The organism is Pectobacterium brasiliense, assembly GCF_016950255.1.
Classification (GTDB): domain Bacteria; phylum Pseudomonadota; class Gammaproteobacteria; order Enterobacterales; family Enterobacteriaceae; genus Pectobacterium; species Pectobacterium brasiliense.
The window spans coordinates 3,087,130-3,108,050 of sequence record NZ_JACGFN010000001.1; the positions used below are offsets into that span (position 1 = coordinate 3,087,130).

The 20,921-nt window shown below is 52.7% G+C and carries 18 protein-coding genes; 9 read left to right on the forward strand and 9 right to left on the reverse strand.

The annotated features are described in order from the left end of the window. Window positions 1-16 precede the first annotated feature (16 nt). On the reverse strand, window positions 17-1,519 hold the full coding sequence (locus tag H4F65_RS13730; protein ID WP_010281261.1) for an MFS transporter: 1,503 nt from the start codon (window positions 1,517-1,519) through the stop codon (window positions 17-19). A 103-nt stretch (window positions 1,520-1,622) separates the two neighbouring features. Here H4F65_RS13730 and H4F65_RS13735 point away from each other — a divergent pair, with 103 nt between their 5' ends. Continuing rightward, on the forward strand, window positions 1,623-2,174 hold the full coding sequence (locus H4F65_RS13735; RefSeq protein ID WP_010281259.1) for a TetR/AcrR family transcriptional regulator: 552 nt from the start codon (window positions 1,623-1,625) through the stop codon (window positions 2,172-2,174). A 30-nt stretch (window positions 2,175-2,204) separates the two neighbouring features. Here the strand turns inward: H4F65_RS13735 and H4F65_RS13740 are convergent, their stop codons facing one another. Further along, window positions 2,205-2,615 carry a winged helix-turn-helix transcriptional regulator gene (locus H4F65_RS13740; RefSeq protein WP_010281256.1) on the reverse strand — a complete coding sequence of 137 codons (411 nt, stop codon included), beginning with the start codon at window positions 2,613-2,615 and terminating at the stop codon, window positions 2,205-2,207. Between the two features lie 113 nt (window positions 2,616-2,728). Here H4F65_RS13740 and H4F65_RS13745 point away from each other — a divergent pair, with 113 nt between their 5' ends. The 3 genes from H4F65_RS13745 to H4F65_RS13755 all read left to right on the forward strand — a co-directional run bounded on the left by H4F65_RS13745 (window position 2,729) and on the right by H4F65_RS13755 (window position 6,059). Next, window positions 2,729-3,583 carry an SDR family oxidoreductase gene (locus tag H4F65_RS13745; RefSeq protein WP_010281252.1) on the forward strand — a complete coding sequence of 285 codons (855 nt, stop codon included), beginning with the start codon at window positions 2,729-2,731 and terminating at the stop codon, window positions 3,581-3,583. 510 nt (window positions 3,584-4,093) lie between these two features. After that, window positions 4,094-4,639, forward strand: a complete 546-nt coding sequence (locus tag H4F65_RS13750; protein WP_010281248.1) for a type II toxin-antitoxin system RelB/DinJ family antitoxin — start codon at window positions 4,094-4,096, stop codon at window positions 4,637-4,639. Between the two features lie 394 nt (window positions 4,640-5,033). Beyond that, entirely contained in the window at window positions 5,034-6,059 is a 1,026-nt protein-coding gene (locus tag H4F65_RS13755; protein WP_010281245.1) for a virulence RhuM family protein, read from the forward strand. A gap of 209 nt (window positions 6,060-6,268) precedes the next feature. On the opposite strand, the gene mnmE is transcribed toward H4F65_RS13755, so the two are convergent. The 5 genes from mnmE to rpmH all read right to left on the reverse strand — a co-directional run bounded on the left by mnmE (window position 6,269) and on the right by rpmH (window position 10,139). Further along, window positions 6,269-7,633: a tRNA uridine-5-carboxymethylaminomethyl(34) synthesis GTPase MnmE gene (gene mnmE, locus H4F65_RS13760; protein ID WP_010281242.1), complete on the reverse strand. Its 1,365-nt coding sequence runs from the start codon at window positions 7,631-7,633 to the stop codon at window positions 6,269-6,271. Window positions 7,634-7,762: 129 nt separating this feature from the next. Beyond that, window positions 7,763-9,397, reverse strand: a complete 1,635-nt coding sequence (gene yidC / locus H4F65_RS13765) for a membrane protein insertase YidC (RefSeq protein ID WP_010281240.1) — start codon at window positions 9,395-9,397, stop codon at window positions 7,763-7,765. A gap of 2 nt (window positions 9,398-9,399) precedes the next feature. Beyond that, window positions 9,400-9,657: a membrane protein insertion efficiency factor YidD gene (yidD, locus tag H4F65_RS13770; protein ID WP_010281237.1), complete on the reverse strand. Its 258-nt coding sequence runs from the start codon at window positions 9,655-9,657 to the stop codon at window positions 9,400-9,402. After that, window positions 9,621-9,980: a ribonuclease P protein component gene (rnpA, locus tag H4F65_RS13775; RefSeq protein WP_010281235.1), complete on the reverse strand. Its 360-nt coding sequence runs from the start codon at window positions 9,978-9,980 to the stop codon at window positions 9,621-9,623. Before rnpA ends, yidD begins: the two co-directional genes overlap by 37 nt. Before the next feature lie 18 nt (window positions 9,981-9,998). Beyond that, entirely contained in the window at window positions 9,999-10,139 is a 141-nt protein-coding gene (gene rpmH / locus H4F65_RS13780; protein WP_005976668.1) for a 50S ribosomal protein L34, read from the reverse strand. A gap of 675 nt (window positions 10,140-10,814) precedes the next feature. Between rpmH and dnaA the strand changes: the two genes are divergently transcribed. From dnaA to gyrB, 4 genes are read left to right on the forward strand one after another with little or no spacing between them, the layout of a single operon-like run. Continuing rightward, window positions 10,815-12,212 (forward strand): chromosomal replication initiator protein DnaA, encoded by a 1,398-nt coding sequence (gene dnaA, locus H4F65_RS13785; protein ID WP_010281224.1) that lies wholly within the window; start codon window positions 10,815-10,817, stop codon window positions 12,210-12,212. Window positions 12,213-12,216: 4 nt separating this feature from the next. Continuing rightward, a complete protein-coding gene (gene dnaN / locus H4F65_RS13790; RefSeq protein WP_005976672.1) occupies window positions 12,217-13,317 on the forward strand; it encodes a DNA polymerase III subunit beta in 1,101 nt (366 codons plus the stop codon). Between the two features lie 49 nt (window positions 13,318-13,366). Further along, window positions 13,367-14,452: a DNA replication/repair protein RecF gene (recF, locus tag H4F65_RS13795; protein WP_010281217.1), complete on the forward strand. Its 1,086-nt coding sequence runs from the start codon at window positions 13,367-13,369 to the stop codon at window positions 14,450-14,452. Window positions 14,453-14,470: 18 nt separating this feature from the next. After that, window positions 14,471-16,888 carry a DNA topoisomerase (ATP-hydrolyzing) subunit B gene (gyrB, locus tag H4F65_RS13800; RefSeq protein ID WP_010281212.1) on the forward strand — a complete coding sequence of 806 codons (2,418 nt, stop codon included), beginning with the start codon at window positions 14,471-14,473 and terminating at the stop codon, window positions 16,886-16,888. A gap of 215 nt (window positions 16,889-17,103) precedes the next feature. Here gyrB and H4F65_RS13805 read toward each other — a convergent pair whose 3' ends face one another. Continuing rightward, complete coding sequence (locus H4F65_RS13805; protein WP_010281210.1) at window positions 17,104-18,294, reverse strand: MFS transporter; 1,191 nt, start codon at window positions 18,292-18,294, stop codon at window positions 17,104-17,106. A gap of 164 nt (window positions 18,295-18,458) precedes the next feature. Here H4F65_RS13805 and H4F65_RS13810 point away from each other — a divergent pair, with 164 nt between their 5' ends. Next, a complete protein-coding gene (locus H4F65_RS13810; protein WP_010281208.1) occupies window positions 18,459-18,827 on the forward strand; it encodes a GFA family protein in 369 nt (122 codons plus the stop codon). Between the two features lie 52 nt (window positions 18,828-18,879). On the opposite strand, the gene H4F65_RS13815 is transcribed toward H4F65_RS13810, so the two are convergent. Next, window positions 18,880-20,883 (reverse strand): methyl-accepting chemotaxis protein, encoded by a 2,004-nt coding sequence (locus H4F65_RS13815; RefSeq protein WP_039320145.1) that lies wholly within the window; start codon window positions 20,881-20,883, stop codon window positions 18,880-18,882. Window positions 20,884-20,921 lie beyond the last annotated feature (38 nt).

Here is a 20,921-nt window from a genome sequence, read left to right on the forward strand (position 1 = left end):
CGATGAGTCGGTGGTGCTATACATCAGCGGCCTGATGACGATGCTGTTTACTATTGCGGGTTGTCCAGACGAAGGCCGCGGTCAGCAGCAGGATCAGCGTGGCTGCGGCCAGCACAATGGAAAAACCTGAATCAAAGGCAGAATGGGCCTGTGTGGTAAGCATCTGCCGCATATTTTCCGGTAAGGATTCGGCAAAAATTAACGCTTCATCCAGACTGTCATACGCGGTGTCCGGTGCAGCAAACCCAGAGGGCAGCATAAACGTTGCGGAATAAGCGAAAGACAGCAAACTGCCCATCAGCGTCACGCCCGTTGCGCCCCCTAATTCATACGACACCTCTTCGATTGACGCCGCCATACCCGCTTTTGACGCTGGCGCAACCTGCATAATGGTGCTCGAAGCGGCCGTCATGGTGGAGCCCACGCCTGCGCCAATAACGGTTAGGCTGATGATTTGTATAATGGTGGGCGCATTGTGCAGCAGCAGATAGCTTCCCATCCCCAGCCCCGAAATCAACAGGCCAGCGGCTAGCATTGTCCCGCTATTCACGCGCGGCAGTATCTTTCCGGTTAACGGGCCAGAGATAAAGGACGCCAATGACAGCGGTAAAATGAACAACCCCGCCTGTAACGGAGATAGTCCGACGACGAGCTGCAATCGCTGGGTGAAAGCCAGTTCCATACCGATCAAAGCGGCAGCGGCCACGATAGCGGCGGCTACAGCCGCGCTGAAAGGCGGCAGGCGGAAGAGAGAGAAATCGACCAGAGGGTGCTTGCTGTTACGCTGACGCCGCACGAACAGAGTAATGAAAGCCACGCCGATGAGCAGAGCGATTAGCGCATCCTCATAAGATGGAACCCGCTTGCCCAGCTCTTTTATGGCATAGGTTACACCAATCAAACCCACCATAATTAATAGAGAACCGATGAAATCCCAGCGTTGGGAGGCGTTGCCCGGCCGGTGTGGAATCACGGTGATTCCCATGATGAGCGCAAGCAAAACGACCGGTACATTAATGAGGAAAACCGATCCCCACCAGAAGTACTCAAGCAGTATCCCGCCCATCACGGGGCCAAACGCCGCGCCACCGGATGCCACAGCAGCCCAGATACCGATCGCCAGTGCGCGTTCCCGTTCATCAGTAAATGTCAGACGAATAATCGACAGTGTGGCGGGCATCATCATTGCGGCACCGATCGCGAGTAGCGCGCGAGCAGCGATAAGCATACTAGGTGTGGGCGAATAGGCGGCAAACAGTGACGCCGCACCAAAGACCACCAGTCCAGAAATAAATAGAGGTTTATGGCCTAGCTTATCGCCCAACGTGCCCATCCCCAGCAGTAAACCGGAGGCAACCAGCGCATAGATATTGACGATCCACAGCTTTTCCGATGCAGTCGCGTGCAGGTCGTGAGTCAGTGTCGGGAGTGCGGTGTACAGCACCGTCATGTCGATAACAATCAGGAACAGGGCGCTGGAAACAATGGCCAGGGTCAGCCACTTCTTTGGTGATTGCATAGCAGGATCTCTACCTTGAACTTCTATTTTTCATCTGTTGGATAGCGTTCTGATGATATAGAATTGCTTTTTAAATACAAACGTATTTTAAATTGAGGAAGACATGGGGCGTCATAAGAGTATTAATCGTGCGTGCGTGTTGGATGCGGCGGAGCAGATTGTCCGTACGCAGGGAACGGCTGCGTTGACTATCGATGCGGTCGCTAAAGCTGCGGGCGTGACAAAAGGCGGTATTCAGTCGAGTTTCGGGACGAAAGACGAGCTGATTCACGCGATGTATCAGCGCTGGGAAGATGAGTTTGATGAGATGGCCGCCGTGTGCATCGGTACGGATGATAGTCGGGAAGCCAGAGTGCGTGCGCACGTTGATATCACTTATCGGACGGATGCCGCAGAAGGCGATCGAGCGGCGGGCATGATGGCCTCGTTGTTGAATACGCCTGAGCACCTTGCTAGATCGCAGGCGTGGTACGACAGCCAATTGGCTGGGCTTGACCTGGATTCGCAGGAAGGGCGAGATGCTCGGCTGGCGTTTCTGGCATCCGAAGGGGCATTCCTGCTGCGCTATTTTGGCTTTATGGCGGTCGATGACGAGACCTGGAAAGCCATTTTCTCTGATATTTCCCGCCTGCTACCCGAGCGCACTGCTTCCTGAGTCAGAACCTCTTTTCAGAAGGCGCATTGATTATGGTTTGGCGGATGATTGTTCGTCTGACTGCTGCGTCGCCATAATCTTGTCCAGATTCCCTTCGACCCATATCGCCAGCTCTTTTACCCGTACACCTACCTCTTTGCCTAATGGGGTGAGGCTATACTCAACATGTGGTGGGACAACCGGATAGGCTGTTCGCAGGACAAAACCATCACTTTCCAACCATTGCAGGGTCTGCGCCAGCATGCGCTCGCTCACGCCGCCAATCCGTCGACGCAGTTGACTGAAGCGATGAGTATCATCAAGTAATGCGATCAGAATCAGTACGCCCCAGCGGCTGGTGACGTGGTTAAGTATCTGGCGAGACGGACATTTTTCCGCGAAGACATTGCCGGTTGGCAGAATGGGGAGCAATAAATCAATGGGTGTTTTGGGTTGACTCACTATACTTACCTTTATGTATGTACTTACTTAAAGTTAGCTTTGCCGATATTATGCCAGCCAGTATCTGTTAATAAAAGACAGTTAATAAAGACAGTCAATAAAAGGAGATCAAGATGATTGCTATTACTGGTGCATCCGGCCAACTGGGCCGTTTGGTTATCGCACAACTGTTAGAGAAGGTTCCGGCGAGCGACATCGTGGCGCTGGTGCGTGATGTCAATAAAGTTGCCGATCTGTCTGCAAAAGGCGTGCAGGTGAAAGCCGCGGATTACAATCAGCCAGAAGCGCTGGCTTCCGCGCTGCAAGGTGTGGATAAGGTGCTGCTGATCTCTTCAAGCGAAGTGGGTCAGCGTGCGGTACAACACCGCAATGTCATCGATGCGGCGGTGAAAGCCGGTGTGAAGCTGGTGGCGTACACCAGCCTGCTGCACGCGGATAAGTCCCCTCTGGTGCTGGCAGAAGAACACCGCCAAACGGAGACGTTGCTGAAGGATTCTGGTTTACCGCATGTCCTGCTGCGCAACGGCTGGTATACCGAAAACTATGCGGCCAGCATCCCTGCGGCGCTGGAACACGGTGTGTTTATCGGTAGCGCGGGTGAAGGAAAAATTACGTCTGCAACCCGTGAAGACTTCGCTGCCGCAGCGGTCGCAGTGCTGACGCAGGAAGGACAGGCTGGCAAGGTTTACGAACTGGCTGGCGACGAGCCTTACACACTGGCAGAGCTGGCGGCGGAAGTTAGTAAACAGTCTGGAAAAAGTATCGGTTATCAAAATCTGTCCGAAGCGGAGTTTGCCGCCGCGCTGGTTTCAGCCGGCCTACCTGAGGGTTTCGCGCAGATTATTGCGGATTCGGACACTGGTGCATCTAAAGGTGGTCTGTTTGATGACGGTAAGCAACTGAGCCGCCTGATCGGTCGCCCAACCACGCCGCTGTCAGCCGTCGTGAAAGCGACGCTGCAAAAGTAACAAGAATAAAAAGTAACGTGTTAACAATCGGTCCGGAGGTCATTCTGGGCCGATGGCTTTTCGTGCGGCGGATGGAACCGTGAGGATGTCGGTAGAAGCTAAAATCGAGATGGCCTCTGCATTGGTGCAATAACAGAAATGGCGTAATAACTGAAAATGGGCGTTTCGTCGCACGGAAACGCCCATTTTATACCGTCAGAAATCGTAATCCCGAAACCGGGCAACCATCGCAAGTAAATTACGAAGATCTTAATACCGCATTTAATAAGGATGCTTGCCAGATTTACAGAGAAAAAGTAGCGGCGGTAATGGCAGGCATCATACGTCACATTGAACCCCGTAGGCGGGGTTATACTGAAGCTCTTTTGTTGTGCGGTAGGCTTGGTCAGGATGATTGACCACTTCTGGATAGAGATAATCGATTAAGTCTTCTTGCTCTCTGATTTAATCTAAATGATTGTATTTTGAAGTTATATATTTTCGTGCTAGCCGTGAAAAAGCAAAGACTATATGATACAAAAATTACAATTTGTAGGTTTTGTAAATTATATGCAAGCAACCAAGATAGACTCTCAACTACTTGAAAAAGCTACGAGCATCTTCGCTGAATTGGGCTTACCGATTGAGCAGGCCATCAACGTATTTTTAGCAAAGTCCGTTCAGGCCAAAGGCTTTCCGTTTTCTGTTGCCCTTGAAAATGAAGCACAAGCACAGGAAGCTGCACAAACGCAACACAATATCAGCAACACCGAGATCACTGAAGCGATCCAATACTTGGTTGAACATGCTCTGCCACTAAGTGAAATAGAAAACCTCACGCAGCTAACCTATTGTCGCAACACCTTTGGGTTGTCATTCCCTGTGCTCAAACTCGCTAAATCACCACGGCCAGAAGACATTCGTAGTGCGGCCAAAGATGCCAAAGAACGAAACCGCTATTCCACCACCAGAGTGGCTCAGCGAGACCAAAAAACCTACGTTATTTGCACCCAATGGACCGACAGACACCGTAGCGCATTTTGCCGTTGGCAAGCCATTTTTAGCCGTGACATCTAGATAACTCGCAAGATGAACCTCAAACAATGAACTGGTTTTTAACGATTTAACTTTATTTAGGCAGTATCAATGAACTTACAAGACAAAGAACAAAGCGCCAGGCTCTGCTGAAAGAAGGTGATATCGCTCGAACGCTGCTCAAAGACCAACAAGTTATGGCGAGTTATGTTGAGCTGATTTTTGACATGATGAAGCAGAGGGCGGCTGATCCACTGAATAACCAACATGGCTAAAGATTTAACAGAGTCTTTGAATGACAGACAAAAAGCGGAGTAACACCTCACATTGAGTGGTGTTCAGTTTAATGGTGATGCGGTGTTCACTAAGCAACAAGGCATTATTGGCTCTGTAACAGCTATGGGGCAAAAATGACAAACGCAATAAGGTTAATTGAATGACAGATAACATCCCACTTGCCCCTCAAGGTGAGTTTGTTCTTTTTACCAGTGCTGATGGGCAAACCCGTGTTGAGTGTCGCTTTGAGTCCGATACGTTGTGGCTTTCTCAGGCCATGATCGGTGAGTTATATGGAAAAGCGAAAGCGACCATTAGCGAACATATAAAAAATATTTTTGCTGAAGGTGAATTGGACGAAAATTCAGTTGTTCGGTTATACCGAACAACTGCGGCAGATGGGAAATCATACAATGTCCAATACTTTAGCCTGCCACTGGTATTAGCGGTGGGGTATCGCGTCCGTTCAAGCCGCGGCACTCAGTTCCGCCAGTGGGCAACGCAAACCTTACAAGAGTACCTGATTAAAGGATTCGTTATGGATGACGAGCGCCTGAAAAATCCGCCCGTTGGTCATTCTGCGGTGCCAGATTATTTTGATGACTTGCTGGAGCGGATCCGCGATATCCGCGCCAGTGAGCGTCGCGTTTATCTGCGAGTCAAAGAAATCTTTACCATGGCTGCCGATTACGAGCCATCCAACCAAGAAACCAACCGCTTCTTTCAAACTATCCAGAATAAGCTGCATTATGCCTGTACGCATATGACCGCGGCTGAGCTTATCGCCAGCCGTGTGGATGCCAGCAAACCGGATATGGGTCTGACCAGCTATAAAGGCGATGAAGTCCGCAAAACCGACGTCACTGTTGCCAAGAACTATCTGCGTGAAGACGAAATCAAAGAGCTCAACCGCATCGTCAATATGTGGCTCGATTTTGCTGAAGACCAAGCCTTACGTCGCAAGCAGGTGTTCTTACAAGACTGGACCGATAAACTTGACCAGTTTTTAAGTTTTAATGATCGGGACGTTTTAAATGGAGCAGGAAAAATCTCCAGAAAAGAGGCAGATGACAAAGCGAAATTGGAGTTTGATCGCTTTGCAGTACAGCGCCGTCGTTTAAAAGAAGCCGAAGGCGCACGGGCCAATATTGCAGCACTCAAGGCCATTCTCAAAAAAGACAAATAGCCGCTACATCAACGCGAGTGTTCCAGGATATGGATGGCCAGGTCGTTTATCTTGAATAGCATTCTCATACTCGATCTTACCCATGTCACGTGGACACAAAAATCCCTGACTCTTGGTGAAAGCGAATAGACATCAATGGAAAAAAGATCTCGCATAACAATCAGCTATGCGAGATCAGCGGAAGTGAATGGACGCTTACGAACTCAGCGTCACTTCCCAATACAAAAACTCGAAAAGATACGCCCCAGCAGGTCGTCGGAGGTGAACTCGCCAGTGATTTCACTCAGGGACTGCTGCGCCAGCCGCAGTTCTTCAGCCAGCAATTCGCCCGCGTAGGCGCTCACCAGCTGTTCTTTCCCTTGAATCAGATGCTGTGCCGCCAGTTCCAGTGCTTGCAGGTGGCGACGTCGGGCCAGAAAACCGCCTTCCGTATTGCTGGTGAATCCCATGCTTTGCTTGAGATGGTCGCGCAGCGTATCGATGCCTTCACCCGTGCGGGCGGACAGTCGGATAAGTGAGTGAGTATTCACCTCTTCGATGCCAAGCGTTTCGCCAGTCACGTCAGCTTTGTTGCGTACCACGGTAATCGGCAGCGTTTTTGGCAGGCGTGCCATAAATTCTGGCCAGATTTGCTCAGGCTCGGTCGCCTGCGTGGTAGTGCCGTCTACCATGAACAGCACGCGATCGGCCTGTTCGATTTCCTGCCAGGCGCGCTCAATACCAATGCGTTCGACTTCATCGCTGGCATCGCGTAGCCCGGCGGTGTCGATGATATGCAGCGGCATGCCGTCGATATGGATGTGTTCACGTAGTACGTCGCGTGTCGTTCCGGCGATATCCGTCACAATGGCGGCTTCACGACCGGCTAACGCATTGAGTAAGCTGGATTTACCGGCATTAGGGCGACCTGCAATTACGACTTTCATCCCTTCACGTAGCAGGCTCCCCTGATGCGCTTCGGCTCTGACGGCATCCAGATCGGCCATCACGCCATTGAGCTGTGCTTCAATTTTGCCATCGGAGAGAAAGTCGATCTCTTCATCTGGGAAGTCGATGGCAGCTTCGACGTAGATTCGCAGGTGAGTGAGTGCTTCCACTAACTGATTTATACGGGTCGAAAATACGCCTTGCAGAGAGTTCAGCGCTGAGCGGGCGGCCTGTTCTGAACTGGCGTCAATCAGATCGGCGATAGCTTCCGCCTGCGCGAGATCGAGTTTGTCGTTCAGGAAGGCACGTTCAGAGAATTCGCCAGGACGCGCAATGCGCACGGTAGATAGCGTCAGAATACGTTGCAGGAGCAAATCAAGAATAACCGGACCGCCGTGACCCTGAAGCTCTAATACGTCTTCACCGGTAAAGGAGTTCGGGCCGGGAAACCAGAGGGCAATACCCTGATCGAGCGTGGTGCCGTTGGCATCACGGAACGGCAGATAATCGGCGTGACGCGGCTTGGGAAGTTTACCCAGAACGGCATGCGCCACGTCTGCGGCCGCCTGTCCTGAAATACGCAAAATACCCACGCCTCCGCGTCCCGGTGGCGTGGCTTGGGCGACGATGGTGTCGGTATTACTCATGATGTTCTCTCTGCATTGATGCCTGTCTGGCAGGCTATTTTACGTATCGTTGGCTGATAAAACAGCCATTAAAAAAATAAGGCGGTCAATGACCGCCTTACGCTTTCTATCGGTTAGCCATCAACCGGATTATTTTTTCTCGCGGCTATGCAAGCCACGTTTTTCCAGACCGCGGTAGATCAACTGCTGCTGGAGAATGGTAACCAGGTTGCTGACGATGTAGTACATAACCAGACCTGACGGGAACCACAGGAAGAAGACCGTAAAGATGACCGGCATGTAGGTCATGATCTTCTGCTGCATTGGGTCGGTCACGGTGGTTGGTGACATCTTCTGGATGAAGAACATCGTCACGCCCATCAGGATCGGCAGAATGTAGTACGGGTCTTGTGCAGACAGGTCATGAATCCACAGCGCGAACGGCGCGTGACGCAGTTCAACAGAGCCCATCAGCATGTAATACAGTGCCAGGAAGATTGGCATCTGAATCAGCAGTGGGAAGCAGCCGCCCAGCGGGTTCACTTTCTCTGACTTGTACAGCGCCATCATTTCCTGACTCATGCGCTGTTTGTCATCACCAATACGCTCACGCATCGCCTGCAGTTTAGGCTGCAGCAAGCGCATTTTCGCCATAGAGGTGTATTGCGCTTTCGTCAGCGGGTACATGATACCGCGCACGATAAAGGTAATGGCAATGATGGAGAAGCCCCAGTTGCCAATAAAGCTGTGCAGGAATTTCAGCAGCTTAAACAGCGGCTGAGAAATAAACCACAGCCAGCCGTAATCGACAGTCAGATCCAGATGCGGTGCGACAGCAGCCATCTTGTCCTGAATTTCCGGGCCGACCCACAGAGTGGTTTTCAGATCCTGTTGGCTACCTGCGGCAACCACAACCGGAGCGGATTTGAAGCCAATGGCGGCCTGACCGTTACCCAGTTTACTGGTGTAGAAGGTGTTAGCGCCTGCCGTAGTTGGGATCCACGCGGTTGCGAAGTACTGTTGCAGCATCGCTACCCAGCCACCGTTGGTGGTGATGTTCAGGTTTTCGTCCATGTCGCTGAAGCTGTACTTTTTGTACTTGTCTTCACTGGAAGAGAACGCCGCGCCACGATAAGTGTGCAGTGCAAAGTTGCTGCTGCCGGTATCGCGGTGCTTAGGTAATTCGATAGATTGCTTTAACTGACCGAACAACGTGAGTTCCAGAGGCTGAGCGCTGGTGTTGTTGACGCTATAGTCAACGTTCAGTGCATAGTCGCCACGTTTCAGAACGAACGTTTTGGTATAGGTTACGCCGTCAGCCGCAGTGTATGTCATCGGGATGCGCAGTTCGCTCTGACCATCTGCCAGCTCGAAGCTATCTTGCGTGGTGGTAAACAGCGGACGCGGGCCGTTAGCCGGGTTGTCCGGGCCGTTTTTGCCAGTCAAACCGCTCTGAGCCTGATAGACAAACTCGGATGTGGTTTCCAGCAGGTGGAAAGGTTTATCTGAACCCAATGTGTCCGGGTAAGCCAGCAGATGCGCTTGCTCGATGTCACCGCCACGCGTGTTGATTGTCAGCGACAGCACATCGGTTTTCACCGTGATCAGTTTGCCTTGACCGCTGGCAGGTACGCCCTGGTTGGTAGCATCACCGGTCACTGCGTTCGTCGCCTGCTGTATGGCCTGCGTGGTTGCTGGCGGATTTTTATCCGTCTCCCAAGCCTGCCAAAGCATAAAGGTTACGAATAGCAGAGCGATGAGAAGAAGATTGCGTTGCGAATCCATCGTTAATGTTCTCTGTTATTGTCGGTTTTTGGCGGTACGGGATCATCACCACCAGGGTTCAAAGGATGGCATTTTAATACGCGTTTAAGCGTCAACCAACAGCCTTTTATCATGCCGAACCTGCGTATTGCTTCAATACCGTATTGCGAGCACGTTGGCCGGAACCGACAATGCGGTCCGAGCAACGGGCTGATAACGAGTTGATAACCGCGTATCAACCCGATCAGGAGTCGGGAGCCAAACGACAATGCCGACGCCATAGTTTTTCCAATGCTTCCGTCAGGGTACGGTTATCCAGTTCAGACACCCCTTTTTTCACAAGCACCACAAAGTCCATTGAAGGCAATGAATGTTGGTGCAGGCGAAAGCTTTCGCGCGTCAGGCGTTTAATCCGATTGCGTTCATGAGCACGTTTTACATGCTTTTTGGCGACGGTAAGACCGATGCGGGGATGCCCCAGCGAGTTCAGGCGGCCGAGAATGGTGATGTGCGGCGTGCCAGCCCGTTGCGGTTGCTGGAAGACGAAAGTGAAATGACTGGGAGTTAACAAACGTAACTCCCTGGGAAATGCTAGCTTAACCACTCGGTGGGTTAGCTTTTATTACTTAGAAACAGACAGACGAGTACGGCCTTTCGCACGACGGCGGGCCAGAACTTGACGACCATTTTTGGTGGCCATACGAGCACGGAAACCATGGCTACGGTTACGCTTCAATACGGACGGTTGGAAAGTGCGTTTCATGGCGATTTCTACCTAAACTTGGAAAATTATAACTTCACAGTAAACGCGTTTGGCTGTTCGGCGTGAAAAAATGACCGACGCCTCAATCGCATATCACAGCTATATAACGGAAAGAGGCAGGATTGTAATAATTGTACAGTCCTGAGTCAATTAACATCACACTTAACACGCCAGCCATTCCGATTATTTTTGGAATTTCTGCCTGCCAGAGCACAGAAAAGGCGTAGACGCGCGGGCAGGGAATTATACGGACTCTGCTGCAAAGCGCAAGGATCCTCCAACGATCTGTCCGACAAGATCATGATCGATGTCACCGTAACGATCGTGCCTCCGAGGGTATGCTTGGGTGCGCTTCATCGCAGGCGGATAAAATGTGTGCTAGCCGCCCCTTTGCCGTGTTGCGGGGTGCTGCGATAAGAATAGCCTGTGGATAAAAAGGATCGAAACTGTGCAGAAGGGGAAGATCTCTTCGGCGGATTAGGTTATGATCCGCGGTTCCGTTAGCGATCCTTTTGACGGGATCGTCGGAGTAAACCGCCGCGCTACGTGGTGTGCCTGCTGTCTGTATTGTGAATGAAACAATCGTGGATGACGCAGGTGCCAAAAAATCATGAGTCACATAAATAACGTCTTATTCTTTTCTTTTTGATCGTTCTTGTTCGAGTGGAGTCCGCCGTGTCACTTTCGCTTTGGCAGCAGTGTCTTGCCCGTTTGCAGGATGAGTTACCTGCCACAGAATTCAGTATGTGGATACGCCCGTTGCAGGCGGAGCTGAGTGATAACACTCTGGCGCTCTACGCCCCCAATCGTTTTGTGCTGGATTGGGTTCGTGATAAATACTTAAATAATATCAATGTCCTGCTGAATGATTTCTGCGGGATGGATGCCCCTTTACTGCGTTTCGAAGTGGGGAGCAAACCGCTGGTTCAGGCAGTAAGCCAGCCGGCGCAGTCGCACCACAATCCTGTCAGCGTTGCGCGGCAACAGCCAGTGCGTTCGGCTCCGGTACGGCCAAGTTGGGATAACTCGCCGGTACAGGCAGAGCATACCTACCGTTCGAATGTGAACCCCAAGCATACGTTTGATAACTTCGTTGAGGGTAAATCGAACCAGCTAGCCCGTGCAGCGGCGCGTCAGGTGGCTGATAACCCCGGCGGCGCGTATAACCCGCTGTTTCTGTATGGCGGCACTGGCTTAGGTAAAACGCACTTATTGCACGCGGTGGGGAATGGCATCATTGCCCGCAAACCCAATGCGAAAGTGGTTTACATGCACTCCGAGCGTTTCGTGCAGGATATGGTGAAAGCGTTGCAGAACAATGCGATTGAGGAATTCAAACGCTACTACCGTTCTGTTGATGCGCTGCTAATCGATGATATCCAATTCTTTGCTAATAAAGAGCGCTCGCAAGAAGAGTTCTTTCATACCTTTAATGCGTTGCTGGAAGGCAACCAGCAAATCATCCTGACGTCTGACCGCTACCCGAAAGAGATCAACGGCGTGGAAGATCGCCTGAAATCCCGCTTTGGTTGGGGGTTAACGGTCGCGATTGAACCGCCAGAGCTGGAAACCCGCGTGGCGATTCTGATGAAGAAAGCGGATGAAAACGACATCCGTCTGCCTGGTGAAGTGGCGTTCTTTATTGCCAAACGCCTGCGTTCTAACGTGCGTGAGCTGGAAGGCGCACTGAACCGCGTTATCGCGAATGCCAATTTTACCGGCCGCTCGATCACTATTGATTTTGTGCGTGAGGCGCTGCGCGATCTGCTGGCGTTGCAGGAAAAACTGGTTACTATCGACAATATTCAAAAGACCGTGGCGGAATACTATAAAATCAAGGTAGCCGACCTGCTGTCTAAACGTCGTTCCCGCTCGGTGGCGCGTCCGCGCCAGATGGCGATGGCGTTGGCGAAAGAACTGACGAATCACAGCCTGCCGGAAATCGGCGATGCCTTTGGCGGGCGTGACCATACGACGGTGTTGCATGCCTGCCGCAAGATTGAGCAGTTGCGTGAAGAAAGCCACGACATCAAAGAAGATTTTTCCAATTTAATCAGAACTCTATCGTCATAACACTATGAAATTTATTGTTGAACGCGAACGTCTGTTAAAGCCATTACAACAGGTCAGCAGCCCGCTGGGCGGCCGACCGACTTTACCGATTCTGGGCAACCTGCTGATTCAGGTGACGGAAGGCGCGCTGTCGCTGACCGGTACCGATCTGGAAATGGAAATGGTGGCGAAGGTTGCGCTGACGCAGCCGCATGAGCCGGGCGCTACGACCGTCCCTGCTCGCAAACTGTTTGATATTTGCCGGGGTTTGCCGGAAGGCGCGGAAATCACGATTATGCTGGATGGCGATCGCATGCTGGTGCGTTCTGGCCGCAGCCGTTTCTCGCTGTCCACGCTGCCCGCAGCGGATTTCCCTAATCTGGACGACTGGCAGAGCGAGGTTGAATTCTCGCTGCCGCAGGCGACGATGAAGCGTTTGATCGAAGCGACGCAGTTTTCGATGGCGCATCAGGATGTCCGTTACTATCTCAACGGTATGCTGTTTGAAACCGAAGGCGAAGAGCTGCGCACGGTTGCGACCGATGGTCACCGTCTGGCGGTTTGCTCCATGCCAGTTGGGCAATCTTTACCGTCACATTCGGTGATCGTACCGCGTAAAGGCGTGATGGAGTTGGTGCGTCTGCTGGATGGCGGTGATACCCCGCTGCAACTGCAAATCGGCAGCAACAATATTCGCGCGCATGTCGGCGACTTCATTTTCACGTCAAAGCTGGTCGATGGGCGTTTCCCGGATTATCGCCGCGTATTGCCGAAGAACCCGGATAAAACGCTGGAAGCCAGCTGCGATTTACTCAAGCAGGCCTTCTCCCGTGCGGCAATTCTATCGAATGAAAAATTCCGCGGTGTGCGTCTGCATCTGATTCAGAATCAGCTCAAAATTACTGCTAACAACCCAGAGCAGGAAGAAGCGGAAGAGATTCTGGATGTGCAGTACGACGGCACCGAGATGGAAATTGGCTTTAACGTTAGCTACGTACTGGATGTGCTGAACGCGCTGAAGTGCGAAGGGGTGCGTTTACTGCTGACCGATTCCGTTTCCAGCGTGCAGATCGAAGATAGCGCCAGCCGGGCGGCGGCCTATGTCGTCATGCCAATGCGGTTGTAGAATTATCGGGCAAGTTTACTTGCCCTTTCATCATTAAGATAACTGCAACATGGCTCTTACTCGTCTTCTCATCAAAGATTTCCGTAACATTGAGGCGGCCGATCTGGCGCTGGTTCCCGGCTTTAATTTTTTAGTGGGTGCCAACGGCAGCGGTAAAACCAGCGTGCTGGAAGCGATTTATACGCTAGGGCACGGGCGGGCGTTTCGTAGCATCCAGGCGGGGCGCGTGATTCGTCACGATCAGCCAGAATTTGTACTGCATGGTCGTATTGATGGTACGGAAACGGAGCGATCCGTTGGGTTAAGCAAAAACCGTCAGGGCGACAGCAAGGTACGGATTGACGGCAGCGACGGCCATAAAGTCGCTGAACTGGCGCAACTGCTACCGATACAGCTGATCACTCCGGAAGGATTTACCCTGCTCAACGGCGGCCCGAAATTTCGTCGCGCCTTTCTCGACTGGGGCTGTTTCCATAATGAACCCGGATTTTTCGCGGCCTGGAGCAACATGAAGCGTTTGTTGCGTCAGCGTAATGCGGCGCTGCGTCAGGTGAGTCACTATGGGCAACTTAGAGCCTGGGATCAGGAACTAGTGCCGCTGGCGGAACGTATCAGCGAATGGCGTGCGCAATACAGCGCGGCGATTGCCAATGATATCGCCACGACCTGTACGCAATTTTTGCCTGAATTTTCTCTCAGTTTCTCTTTCCAGCGCGGCTGGGATAAAGAAAGTGAGTATGCAGAACTGCTGGAACGGCAGTTCGAACGCGACCGTATGTTAGGTTATACGGCGCTGGGGCCGCATAAAGCCGACTTCCGCATCCGCGCCAGCGGCGTGGCCGTCGAGGATATGCTGTCCCGTGGTCAGCTCAAGCTACTGATGTGTGCGCTGAGGCTGGCTCAGGGTGAATTTCTCACCCGTCAGAACGGACTGCGCTGTCTGTATCTGATCGATGATTTTGCTTCCGAACTGGATAGTACCCGCCGCCGTTTGCTAGCCGAACGGTTAAAAGCCACCCATGCACAGGTTTTTGTTAGTGCCGTCAGCGCTGAACAGATAGAGGACATGGTTGGTGAAAAGGGCAAGATGTTCCGCGTAGAACAGGGTAAAATAACGGTTCAATCACAGGACTAAAATGAGCGAGAAACGTTGATGTCGAATTCTTATGACTCCTCAAGTATCAAGGTATTGAAAGGGCTGGATGCGGTACGTAAACGCCCAGGTATGTATATCGGCGATACGGACGACGGTACCGGCCTGCATCACATGGTATTCGAGGTTGTGGACAACGCTATCGACGAAGCACTCGCTGGCTATTGTAAAGACATTATCATCACCATCCATGCTGATAACTCGGTATCGGTGCAGGATGATGGTCGTGGTATTCCGACTGGCATTCACGAAGAAGAAGGTATCTCCGCGGCTGAAGTCATCATGACCGTGCTGCACGCGGGCGGTAAGTTCGATGATAACTCGTATAAAGTTTCTGGCGGCTTGCACGGCGTAGGGGTTTCCGTGGTTAACGCCCTGTCGGAAAAACTGACGCTGGTTATCCACCGCGACGGGAAACTTCACGAGCAAACCTATAAACACGGCGTGGCACAGGCACCGCTGGCTGTTACGGGTGAAACCAACAGAACCGGTACGACGGTGCGCTTCTGGCCGAGCCATGAGACGTTCACCAACGTGGTGGAATTCGAGTATGAGATTCTGGCCAAGCGTCTGCGCGAGCTGTCGTTCCTGAACTCCGGTGTCTCCATCCGCTTGATCGACGAGCGTGAGAAAGATAAAGCCGATCATTACCATTATGACGGCGGCATCAAGGCGTTTGTTGATTACCTGAACCGTAACAAGACGCCAATTCACCCGAACGTGTTTTATTTCTCGACGGTGAAAGATGATATCGGCGTGGAAGTGGCATTGCAGTGGAACGACGGTTTCCAGGAAAACATTTACTGCTTTACCAACAACATTCCACAGCGCGACGGTGGTACGCACTTGGCCGGTTTCCGTGCCGCGATGACCCGTACGCTGAATACCTACATGGATAAAGAAGGCTACAGCAAGAAAGCCAAAGTCAGCGCCACCGGTGACGATGCGCGTGAAGGGCTGATTGCCGTGGTTTCCGTGAAAGTGCCGGATCCGAAATTCTCCTCGCAGACCAAAGACAAGCTGGTTTCTTCCGAAGTGAAAACGGCGGTTGAATCGCTGATGAACGAGAAGCTGGTGGACTATCTGATGGAAAACCCATCGGATGCCAAAATCGTGGTCGGTAAAATTATTGATGCCGCACGTGCCCGTGAAGCGGCGCGTAAAGCGCGTGATATGACGCGTCGTAAAGGTGCGCTCGATCTGGCTGGCCTGCCGGGCAAACTGGCAGATTGTCAGGAACGAGACCCCGCGCTGTCTGAACTGTACCTGGTGGAAGGGGACTCAGCGGGCGGCTCTGCTAAGCAGGGGCGTAACCGTAAGAACCAGGCGATTCTGCCGCTGAAGGGTAAAATCCTGAACGTTGAGAAAGCGCGTTTTGACAAGATGCTTTCCTCGCAGGAAGTCGCGACGCTGATCACCGCGCTGGGCTGCGGCATTGGCCGTGATGAATACAACCCGGACAAACTGCGCTACCACAACATCATCATCATGACCGATGCTGACGTGGATGGTTCGCACATCCGTACTCTGCTGTTGACCTTCTTCTATCGTCAACTGCCTGAAATCGTTGAGCGTGGTCACGTGTATATTGCTCAGCCGCCGCTGTACAAGGTGAAAAAAGGCAAGCAGGAACAGTACATCAAAGATGATGAAGCGATGGATCAGTACCAGATCGCACTGGCGCTAGACGGCGCGACGCTGCACACCAATGCACAGGCTCCTGCGCTGGCGGGTGAACCGCTGGAGAAACTGGTTTCTGAACATTACGCCGTACAGAAGATGATTGGCCGCATGGAACGTCGCTTCCCACGTGTGTTCTTGAACCGCCTGATCTATCAACCAACGTTGGCTGAAGCCGATTTGGGCGAGCGTGAAAAAGTACAGGCGTGGGCGGAATCGCTGGTTAGCAGCCTGAACGAAAACGAGATTCACGGCAGCACATACAGTTTTGTCATTCATCATGATGAAGAGCGCAGCGTATTTGAACCCGCGCTGCGCGTGCGTACGCACGGTGTGGATACCGATTATCCGCTGGGCGCAGGCTTCGTGGCGGGTAGCGAATACCGCAAATTGAATCAGCTGGGTGAAAAACTGCGCGGCCTGATTGAAGAAGATGCGTACATTGAACGTGGTGAGCGTCGTCAACCGGTTGCCAGCTTTGAACAGGCGCTGGAGTGGCTGGTGAAAGAATCCCGCCGTGGTCTGACCGTACAGCGCTATAAAGGTCTGGGTGAAATGAACCCGGATCAGCTGTGGGAAACCACGATGGATCCGACTAGCCGCCGCATGCTGCGCGTGACGGTGAAAGACGCCATCGCCGCTGATGAGCTGTTCACGACGCTGATGGGTGATGCGGTTGAACCACGCCGTGCATTTATCGAAGAGAACGCCCTGAAAGCGATGAATATCGATATCTGATTTAGATAGATTCTGACCGCTGATAAGTCTTTCTGAAGAGTGAAAACGGTGATAATGGAATAGAAGAGTAAAGCGTTTGCGCCAGGGATGGCGCAATCCGAGCGCACAGGGATGTGTTTACAGCGTCTTTACGATCTATCCATTATCACCGCTCGATCGGTTTATCAGCAACCTGAGCCAGCTCCCTGCAGAGCTGGCTTTTTTATGTCTTTTTATCAGGCTAATGCACGGCGTTTGGCGCTGCGCATTTCCTGTAGCAGGGTGATGAAAGACGTGATCAGCATAAAGATAACGGCAGACCAGAAAATGGCGTGAGGATGGCCGTGATCCAGCAGCCAGCCGAACAGCACCGGCCCCGCGGCACCGCCAATGTTGAAACCGGTGGAGACAATCCCAAATACCCGTCCTTCTGCGCCCGGTGGTGACGCGGCGCGCACCAGCATATCCCGAGAAGGAGCGATCATGCCGGAGAGAAAACCAGCGGCGGCCAACAACGGCACGAGCACAACGGTGGGTAAAGAATACATGGCAACGATACTGACCAGCACGGCGGTGACGGCCAACGCCGCCGTCGCGACCAGCCCGTGGCGTTTAGTTTTATCTGCCAGTGAGCCGCCAGCTAATACGCCAAAGGCGCTGGCGAACAGGAACGCGGTCAGCGCCACGTTAGCCTGTGACAGCGACAAATCGTAGCCCGTGACTAACGCCGTCACCGAGAAGTTCTGGATTGAACCCGTACTTAAATTCAGCAGCAGGAACAGAATGAGCAGCGCCAGAATCGGCAGCGTGAAAACGGGCGCGCGCGATTTGCTCGGCTGGGTGCCTGTTGCTGTCGCAGGTTTCACCCGACTGGGTTCATCGCGATCGGTCAGAAGCAGCGGTATCGTCAGTAAGCCGAGGACGCCGGAAACGATGAATGCGCTACTGATGCCGGAAAAGGCGGCAACGGACAGCAAAATACCGGGCGCAATCGCGGTGCCTAAAAAGCCGGAGAAGGTATGTACCGAGAACGCGCGGCCCATGCGTTTCTCATCAATCCCGCGCGACAGCAAGGCGTAATCCGCCGGATGGTAAACCGCGTTCGCTACCCCAGCGAGCCCCATCGCGGCGACCAGCCAAACGTAGCTGCCTGAAAAGCCGAGCGAGAGAAAACAGAGGCTCCCGAGCGTGATACCGGCGGTTAACGTACGGCGTGCGCCGATGCGGTCCACCATAAAACCAATCGGTGTCTGCACGCAGGCGGAGACAATATTGAATACGCTGAGCGCAAACCCGAGCTCGACAAAGCTAATATCACGCTGGGCTGAAAGCAGCGGAATGAGCGCGGGCAGCACCATCATATGGAAATGACTCACCAGATGTGCCGATGAGATTTGCGCCAGTAGCGGGAGTTTTATAAATTTCATGTCACCCTTGCAGCATACAGGTTTGTAGATTTTAATCTGGTGAGAGCTGGCGCAAGAACAGGGCGTCACTCCCTGGTAAATGGATCATAAGGTTAGCATATTACTTATATCATCGATGGCGAATATTGATACCCGCCTTGTCGGCAGAATAGGGGGAGAATGGCGTGACGATAAAATCATATTTGGGTGGGTGTTTATGTGGTCAGATTCGGTTCAGAGCGACGGGTGAGCCGGGTAACCCACATGCCTGTTCCTGCACCTACTGTCAGCAGCATTCCGGTGCGCCAACGCTACTGTGGGTTGAGTTTCCCCGGTCGGCGGTTGAGTGGATCGGTGAAGGTGGAGAGCCTGCGCGCTATCGCTCCTCCGACTATTCCAGCCGAGCTTTTTGTCCGCACTGCGGCAGCACGCTTGGGGCGATTGATGATGAGCCGACCATTGCGCTGACGATTGGGAATTTTGATGAGAAAAACAGCCCAGAGCTGAAGCCAACATCGCATTCGTTCGAGGATTGCTGTCCACGCTGGGAATAACGCACAGGCCGTTTCCGGCCTGTGCAGGATTTTTACTGGTGAAAGGCTGTGATTACGAGAGCTTAAATACCAGCACTGTTTGCGTGAGCTGCCTGGCTTGTTCTTCCAGTGACGCCGCCGCCGCTGTGGCTTCCTGAACCAGCGCGGCGTTCTGCTGGGTGACGCCGTCCATCTCGTGAACCGCCTGCGTCACCTGGCTGATTCCGCGTGATTGTTCATCCGATGCTGAGACAATCTCGTCCATGATGTCTTTTACCGACGTGACGGCACTCAGCATTTCCTGCATGGTCTCACCGGCGTTCTGAACCAGCGTAACGCCGCTATCGACGCGACTGGCGGACTCCGTAATCAGTGCGGTGATGTCTTTTACGGCACTGGCGCTGCGCTGAGCGAGGTTGCGCACCTCGTTGGCAACAACCGCGAAACCGCGCCCTTGTTCGCCCGCTCTGGCGGCTTCCACCGCTGCGTTGAGTGCCAGAATATTGGTCTGGAATGCGATCCCATTGATGATGCTGGTAATGTCGGCAATCTTCTTCGAGCTGTCGTCGATCTCATTCATAATGTGAACAACCTGACCGACTATTTTGTCGCCTTTTTGAGCGATCTGCGCGGCATTCTGCGCCAGCGTTGTGGCGTTATGGGCGTTATCCGCATTCTGTTTTACCGTCGCCGTAATCTGTTCCATGCTGGCGGCGGTTTCTTCCAGCGCTGCCGCCTGTTGCTCGGTACGGGAAGCCAGATCGGTATTGCCAGCCGCAATTTCCGTCGCACCGTGGCTGACAGATTCGCTGGTGCTAATTAGCTGCTCGGCGATATCTCTCAACTGCGTCTGCATGGCATTCATGGCGTAAAAAATACTGCTGTCATCCTTTGGTTGCACAGGGATGGTTTGTGTTAAATCCCCTTGTGCGACGGACAGGGCAATTTGCGCCGCCTGAGCAGGTTCACCACCGATAGGGCGCGCAACCTTGCGGTTAAAGATGATGCCCAGCACACCGGAAACCACCACGATACTCAGTATCATAAGCAGCAGGCCCACGTTGCGCTGCTGCACCGTTTCCGCCATCACCACATTGACGGGGGCAGACAGGCCGAGCATCCAGGGCGTACCGGTATTGCCGATGGTGACTGGCACATACACGTTAAACGCTGGCGTATTCAGCACGGCATTGTCACGTTCGATCTGATAAGACTGACCTGTGGTGACATGCTCAAGCAGCGTTGGGTCGTTTTCAATTTTCTTGGTCACCCGAGCTTTGTCAGGATGAGAAATATAGGCACCGGTGTGGGACAGTAACTGGGCGTAGCCCGTGCCTTCATAGGGTTTGATGTTGTTGGTGAGCTGTTGCAGCGTATCCAGCGAAAAGTCCGCGGTGACGGAGCCGTAAAATTTGTTGTTGATGATAATAGGCACGGCAATGGAGGTCAGCAGAACATCGACGCCGTTGTAGGGATAGCTATACGGTTCCAGAATCACTTCTTTCTGGAGTTTCTTCGGCAGCAGATAGTAATCGCCGCTGCCGGGCGTTTCATAATCCAACAGAGTATGCAGAGCAACGTTGCCTGCGGTGTCGCGGTCAACGTAGCGGACGAAGCGACCTTGCGGATCCTGATCGGGTTGACCCGCGTACTCCCGATCTTTGCCGTCAAACGCATCGGGTTCCCACGCCAGCGACATCGAAAGGAAATCAGGATGGCTCTTCAGTGCATTTTTCAGCAGTGTCTCCGCGGTTTTTCGATCGGCGTTACCTGCTTCTTGCAGGCTGACAACGCTCTGCACCAAATTACGTGCCGCATGTAGCGCGACATCCAGTTTTTGCTGAATCAGGTAGCTGTTGGTATACGCCGTTTGCTCAAGATACTGCTGTGCGATGGTTTTTTGCTGCTGACCAGATTGCCAAATCAGCAGGCCGATAGTGAGAATAAAACCGAGTGCGATAGTGGTGACGCCCGCCAGGAGCATCAGCATCCGTGTGCTGAGCTTTCTTTTTGACGCGGTTGGCGAGGTGTGAATGGATAGGTTGCTGTGGTTAACCGGTAATAGTGTTGTAGACATATGCGTAATATCCCCTGGGATATAAGCGCCCGTAGGCA